Genomic DNA, 6,581 nt, shown 5'->3' on the forward strand with positions numbered 1-6,581 from the left:
CCGCGGCGGCAAGGGCGGGCGGCCGACCGAGGCGGGCGGGCGGCTGTTGTCCTACGCACGACGCCGGCTCGCACTCGCCGAAGAGGCACGCGATGTGGTCGGGCGGCCGAGCACCGAGGGCGCGGTGCGGCTCGGGATTCCGGAAGACTTCGCGCTGTACAGGCTGCCGCGGCTGCTCGGCAATTTCTCGCGCGCCCGTCCCGGCCTGCGGCTCGATGTCCGCGCCGATCAGAGCCTGAATTTGAAGCGCGATCTCGAACGCGGCGATCTCGATCTCGTGCTGCTCAAGCGCGAAGCGGGCGGCACCGGCGCGGTCGCGGCGTGGCCGGAGCGCGTTTACTGGGTGAACAGCAAGAGCCACCCGTGCAACCCCAAGGCCAGCTCGGTGCCGCTGATCTTCTTTCCCGGCGGCTGCCTGTATCGGCGCCGTGCGATCCACGCAATCGAAGCCGCGGGCCGGCGCTGGCACATGGCCTATACGAGCTCGAGCCTTGCTGGAATCCAGGCCGCAGTCGCGGCCGGGCTCGGCCTGTCGATCCTGTCGGAGATTTCAATTCAGGCCGATCATCGCAAACTCACCGCGCGCGATGGCTTCCCACCGATCGAACGCACCGAGCTCGCGCTGATCGCCGCCCCGCAAGCCAGCCCGGCGACGTTGCGGCTGGCCGACAGGCTCGCCGAATTTTGCGAGGAGGTTCACACCAAGGCGGCGTGAGAATTCTTCTCGTCGTCATTCCGGGGCGCGCGTAGCGCGAACCCGGAATGACTCGTGGAGAGTTCTAGGATCAGCAACACCGCGAGGCGGCGATGGCGTGGAGGCGGTTGTCGCCGAGCACGTGGGCGGTGAAAGCCGCACCACCGAACAGTCTCGCGAACGCTGCATCGCGAATGTTCAGCCCACCCGTATAGGCGCCGAACGCCGGCATCACCACACGCGTTCCGTCGCCGGCAAAGCAGCGCCGCTCGATGCTGCGGCCGCGGCGGCTGACCCGCGCCTTCGGATGCAGGTGGCCGGCGATCTCACCGCAGGCGCCGGTCGGCTCGTGGCGGAACGCGACGGCACCGACCGCCACCTCGGCCGCAACGCTGCCGCCGAGATCGGACGGCAGGTCCGGATCGTGATTGCCGGAAATCCAGATCCAGTCGCGCCGCGCCTGCAGCGCGGTGAGGATGTCTCGATTGGCGGGCGACAGCCGGCCATGAGCGTCGCGGTCGTGGAAGCTGTCGCCGAGCGCGATCACGGTGGCCGGATTGAACCGCGCGATCACCGCGCCGAGCCGTCCGAGCGTCGCCACCGTGTCGTAAGGCGGCAGCAGCACGCCGCGCATCGCGAAGCTCGAGCCTTTTTCGAGATGCAGATCGGAGACGACCAGCAGCCGCTCGTCTTCCCAATACAGCGCGCCCGCCAGATCGGCGACGAAGGTCGCACCGGCGATGGTGACGGCTGGTGCGGGATCGGGTTCGTAGGATGTGCGGCCGGCCAGCAAACGAGTCCCCGTAGGATGGGTTGAGCTCAGCGAAACCCATCAGTTCAGTGCCGCAAGTTCAAGCCCGTGCGCGATGGGTTTCGCTTGCGCTCAACCCATCCTACGAGCCGTGCCCCCACCCCGAGCGTCCCGCGCGAGGGGAGGGAGAAGACATCAGCCCATCGCCTCGCGGACCAAGTCGTCGGCAGCTTCGGCGAGCAGGACGTCGGAGGCCTCGCCGTACACGGCTTCCCGGCCGATTTCCAGCATCACCGGCACCGCGAGTGGCGACACCCGGTCGAGTTCCTTGTGGACGATGCGCCCGTTGATTCGCATCAGCATATCACTCAGCCGCCGCAAATCGAGCAGCCCGGTGGCGGCGTCGGCGCGGGCGGCGCGCAATAGCACATGGTCGGGCTGATGCTTATTGAGGACGTCGTAAACGAGGTCGGTTGAAAACAGCACCTGTCGCCGCGACTTCTCTTCGCCGGCGAAGCGCCGTGCGATCAGGCCGGAAATGATCGCGCAATTGCGGAAGGTGCGCTTCATCAGCGCCGACTCCGCAAGCCAGGCTTCGAGATCGTCGCCGAGCATGTCCGGATCGAACAGCGCATCGAGATCGAGCCGGCCCTGCCGGATCATCTGCGACATGTCGCTGAGCCCCCACACCGCGAGCGCGTATTCGTTGGCGACGAAACCGAGCGGCCGCGCGCGGGCGCGTTCCAGCCTCCGCGTCAGCAGCATGCCGAGCGTTTGATGGGCGAGCCGGCCCTCGAACGGATAGCAGACCAGATAATACTTAGCGGCGCGCGGGAATGTCTCGATCACCAGTTCGCGCCGATCAGGTACCTGCGACGCCTTGGCCTGTAGCGCCAGCCAGTCGCGCACCTGATCCGGCAAGCCCTTCCATGCCCGCTTGTCGGCGAGCAGCCCGCGGACCCGCTCGGCCAGATAGGTCGAGAGCGGAAATTTCCCGCCCATATAGGACGGCACCCGCGCGTCCTTGTCGTGCGCGCGCGAGACGTAGACCTGATCCTCCATCAGCGCCTCGTAGCGCACCACCTCGCCGCCGAACACGAAGGTGTCGCCGGGCGTCAGCCCTTCGATGAACCCCTCTTCGATCTGGCCGAGCATCCGGCCGCCGCGCGCGATCGCGCCGGTGGTGCCGCCCCCCTTGGCGCGCGACGAGCGCACCAGCTTCACCTTCAGCATCGCCTCTTCGACGATGGTGCCGACGTTGAGCCGATAGCTCTGCCGCACCTTCGGATTGGCGACGCGCCAGCGGCCCTGTTTGTCTTGCTTGATGCGGGCAAAGCGCTCGTAGCTTTTCAGCGCGTAGCCGCCGCTGGCGACGAAATCGAGCGTGTCGTCGAAGTCGGCACGCGACAGACCCGCATAGGGCGCTGCACTGCGAATCTCCGCGAAAAGATCATCGGCGAAGAACGGCTCGCCGCAGGCACATCCGAGGATGTGCTGCGCCAACACGTCGAGCGCCCCCTTGCGCTGCGGTGGGGTGTCTTGCGCATTCTCGGCCACCGCCTCGATCGCAACAGCGCATTCGAGCACTTCAAAACGATTGGCCGGCACCAGCACGGCGCGTGAGGCTTCGTCGATGCGGTGATTGGCACGGCCGATGCGCTGCATCAGCCGCGACGAGCCTTTCGGCGCGCCGACATTGACGACCAGATCGACGTCGCCCCAGTCGACGCCGAGATCGAGCGACGAGGTACAAACAACCCCGCGCAAGCGCCCCGCCGCCATTGCATCCTCGACCTTGCGGCGCTGGCCGACATCGAGCGAACCGTGATGCAGCGCGATCGCGAGGTTGTCGTCGTTGATCCGCCAAAGCTCCTGGAACAGCATCTCGGCCTGGCTGCGGGTGTTGACGAACACCAGCGTCGTGGTGTTGCGCCGGATCAGGTCGTAGATCTCCGGCAACGCGTGGCGTGCGGAGTGCCCGGCCCATGGCAACCGCTCCTTGGTGTCGAGCATCTCGACAATCGGCGGCGCTGCGCCGGTGGCGACGACGATGTCGGCCGAGACAGCCTGGCCATCCGGCTGCGGCACCAGGAAGCGGGCGAGTTCGTCGGGATCGGCCACTGTCGCCGACAGACCGATGGCGCGGAGCTGCGGCGCGATCCGCCACAGCCGGGCAAGGCCGAGCGACAGCAGATCGCCGCGCTTCGACGTCACCAGCGCGTGCAGTTCGTCGAGCACGATGCGCCGCAAGGAGCCGAACAGATAGGGCGCATCATCGGAAGCGAGCAGCAGCGCGAGCTGTTCCGGCGTGGTCAGCAGAATGTCCGGCGGATTGCGCCGCTGCCGCGTCCGCCGCGACACCGGTGTATCGCCGGTGCGGGTCTCGACCCGGATCGGTAGCTTCATCTCCGCGATCGGCGTCTCGAGGTTGCGCGCGATGTCGACCGCAAGCGCCTTGAGCGGCGAGATGTAGAGCGTATGGAGCCCGCCACTGCGCGGGACCATTCCTTCTCCCCGCGCGCGGGGAGAAGGTGGCGCGGCAAGGCTGGCTTGCTGCGCGGGACGAGGGGGCGTCTCGGCAAGCAACGCTGGCTCGACCAGTTGAACCTCATCAGCCCGCTCACCCGGCTTGGCGGCATTGCCGACAAGCCGACCTCTCCCCGCAAGCGAGTTCGAAGAGGACAGTTCCACCAAGGTTGGCAGAAAGCCGGCCAGCGTCTTGCCGGCACCGGTCGGCGCGATCAGCAGGGCGGAGCGTTGCGCCTGTGCCTTTTCCAGCAGGGCGAGCTGATGGTCGCGCGGCGCCCAGCCGCGTTCGGCGAACCAGCGGCGGAACCGGTCAGGCAGCAAATCGGAGGAAGAATCGGCGACGCTCACCCCGCCAAGCTAGGCATTCGCCGTGCGGCGGTCGAGGTTGGGCGCGAGAAATGCCCGCCGCCTGCCAGTCTCTGCCGCATCGAGACGCCTGACTGACGCGATGCTTCTCACCCTTGAGGGCCCCACGCCGTAACGAAAACCCCGGCCGCGCTTCCGCTTGGCCGGGGTCATCACAGCACGCGTGGCTGTTACTCCGTGAACGGCTTCTCCGAGATGTCCCAATCGGTGCCGTTGAAGGTGGCGATGTAGAGGGTCTTCATCGGGGTGTAGTCCTCCGGCGTGTAGCTGTAGTCGATGCCGTCGAGGAAGTAGGGCGAGTGGAAGCCCTTCAGCGAGGTCGCCTGCTTGATCACGTTTTCACGGGTCAGGTTATCGCCGCAGCGACGCAGGATCTCGGCCATCGTCACGGCCTGGCCATAGCCCGCGTACGCAATCGTGTTGTCCTTGTCGACGTTGGGCAGGTACTTGGCGCGCAGTTCCTCGAACGCCTTGACGTCCGGATCGTTCTCGAAGCGCGGCACGCCGACTTCCTTCGAGTAGCGAACCGCAACGATACCCTTGGCATTGTCGAGCCCGGCTGCGTTGAGGATCGAGCGGCCGGTCGACCCCGCCGACAGCAGGTGCAGCGGCTTCCAGCCGATCTCGGCGATCTTGCGGATCGACTGCGAGGTCGCCTTGCCGGTGGTGATGTTGAAGAACACGTCGGCGCCGGACTTCGACAGGTTGATGATCTGCGAATCGATCGTCGGCTCGGTCAGGTCGTAGCTGGCTTCCGCCACCACCTTGGCCTTGCCTCCGGCCTCTTCCAGCACCTTCTTGAACGGGGCCAGGAAGTCACGGCCGAAATCGTCGTTCTGGTACAGGATCGCGACCTTGGCGTCCGGCTTCACCGCGACGACGTGCTTGGCGAGAATGCGGGCCTCGGTCGGGTACAGCGGCAGGCCCGCCATGGTCCATTTGAAGTTCTTCGGGTCGTTCCACTTCGACGCCCCGGTGTTCAGGAGCAGCTGCGGAACCTTCTTGGAATTCAGATACTTATGGACCGCGGTCTGGGGCGCGGTGCCGAGCGAACCGTACAGCGCCAGCACTTCCTCCTGCTCGACCAGCCGGCGGGTCGCTTCCACCGCCTTCGGCGCGCTGTAGGAGTCGTCCAGGGTGATGAACTTGACCTTGCGGCCGTTGATGCCGCCCTTCTCGTTCAGCATCTGGAAATAGGCTTCACCAACGCGGCCGAGCACGCCGTAGAGCGAGCCCGGGCCGGAATGCGGAACGGTCTGGCCGATCTTGATTTCGGTGTCGCTGGCGCCCGGATCGTATTTCTTGTCCGCCGCCGTCGCCGCCCCCGCGGTCAACATCACCGCCGCGATCGCCGCCACGGACGTGCGGACGGAGCTGGTGCGCAAATTCATCGAGTTTCTCTCCCCTTGGATGTGCCGGCTCGAAACGACCGGTTCTTGTTCGGCCGCGGCGCTGTGCGCTTCTGCGGCGGCGCCATCCTGGGCAGAGGCGGAAAGCCGCGCAACCCATCAACCGATTGAATTATCGCCGAATACGCGCAAGGGGCGAGATTTCTGCCGCGCGGCGGGCAAATGGAGGGCGACTCGTCGCCGCACCCCGGAACTTTGAAAACCGGGATTTACCGCGTCAATCAATCGTTTACCCGCGATTTTCGGCCGGTGTGGCCGCCCGGGTACAGACGACTCGATGCCGTCCCCGTAATGTTCGCGCAGGTTTAAGAGGGGATACCCGTCCATGAAACGTATTTTCGCCGGCGTCGTGCTGGCTGGCACCGCCGCCGTCAGCGCCCAAGCGGCCGATCTCGCCGTCAAGGCTCCGTACCTGAAGGCCCCGGTTGCCGCCGTCTATGACTGGACGGGCTTCTACATCGGCGCCAACGTCGGCGTCGGCCTCGGCCGCAACCTGCAGACCCACGCCTATCCTGGCGGCGCCTCGCTGAACACCACCTACCTGCAGCCGCAGGGCGTGATCGGTGGCGGCCAGATCGGCTACAACTGGCAGCTCGGCTCGTTCCTCGGCCCGATGCTGCTCGGCCTCGAAGCCGACATCCAGGGCAGCGGCGCCAGCGACGGTTACACCTCGCTCAACGGCCTCGCCACCAACTACAACCAGAAGCTCGACTGGTTCGGCACCGTCCGCGGCCGCGTCGGCCTCGTGCGCGGCCCGGCGGTCGCCTACTTCACCGGCGGTTACGCGGTCGGCAGCGTCAAGGCCACCGTCACCGAAGGTGGTCTGGGGGCG

General features: G+C 66.5%; 5 protein-coding genes. 2 read left to right on the plus strand and 3 right to left on the minus strand.

Going from position 1 to position 6,581, the window contains the following annotated elements:
- Positions 1-715: LysR substrate-binding domain-containing protein (locus DYI24_RS18295; protein WP_164573313.1), on the plus strand; the 715-nt coding region annotated here is incomplete at its 5' end.
- Positions 716-785: 70 nt separating this feature from the next.
- On the opposite strand, the gene pdeM is transcribed toward DYI24_RS18295, so the two are convergent.
- The 3 genes from pdeM to DYI24_RS18310 form a co-directional block, all read right to left on the minus strand.
- Entirely contained in the window at positions 786-1,484 is a 699-nt protein-coding gene (gene pdeM / locus DYI24_RS18300) for a ligase-associated DNA damage response endonuclease PdeM (RefSeq protein WP_164573316.1), read from the minus strand.
- Between the two features lie 156 nt (positions 1,485-1,640).
- The gene (locus DYI24_RS18305; RefSeq protein WP_164573314.1) at positions 1,641-4,322 is read right to left on the minus strand and encodes a ligase-associated DNA damage response DEXH box helicase; all 2,682 of its coding nucleotides are present in this window, start codon (positions 4,320-4,322) and stop codon (positions 1,641-1,643) included.
- Between the two features lie 188 nt (positions 4,323-4,510).
- Complete coding sequence (locus DYI24_RS18310; protein ID WP_164573315.1) at positions 4,511-5,731, minus strand: ABC transporter substrate-binding protein; 1,221 nt, start codon at positions 5,729-5,731, stop codon at positions 4,511-4,513.
- Positions 5,732-6,074: 343 nt separating this feature from the next.
- On the opposite strand from DYI24_RS18310, the gene DYI24_RS18315 reads away from it, so the two are divergent.
- Positions 6,075-6,581 (plus strand): outer membrane protein (locus DYI24_RS18315; RefSeq protein WP_502706356.1); only part of this gene is annotated, 507 nt, incomplete at its 3' end.

It is taken from the genome of Rhodopseudomonas sp. BR0C11 (assembly GCF_010820945.1).
GTDB lineage: Bacteria > Pseudomonadota > Alphaproteobacteria > Rhizobiales > Xanthobacteraceae > Rhodopseudomonas > Rhodopseudomonas palustris_H.

Coding starts and splice junctions, on each gene's coding strand:
- DYI24_RS18310 (WP_164573315.1), bottom strand. CDS start 5,731: ATGAATTTGCGCACCAGCTCCGTCCGCACGTCCGTGGCGGCGATCGCG.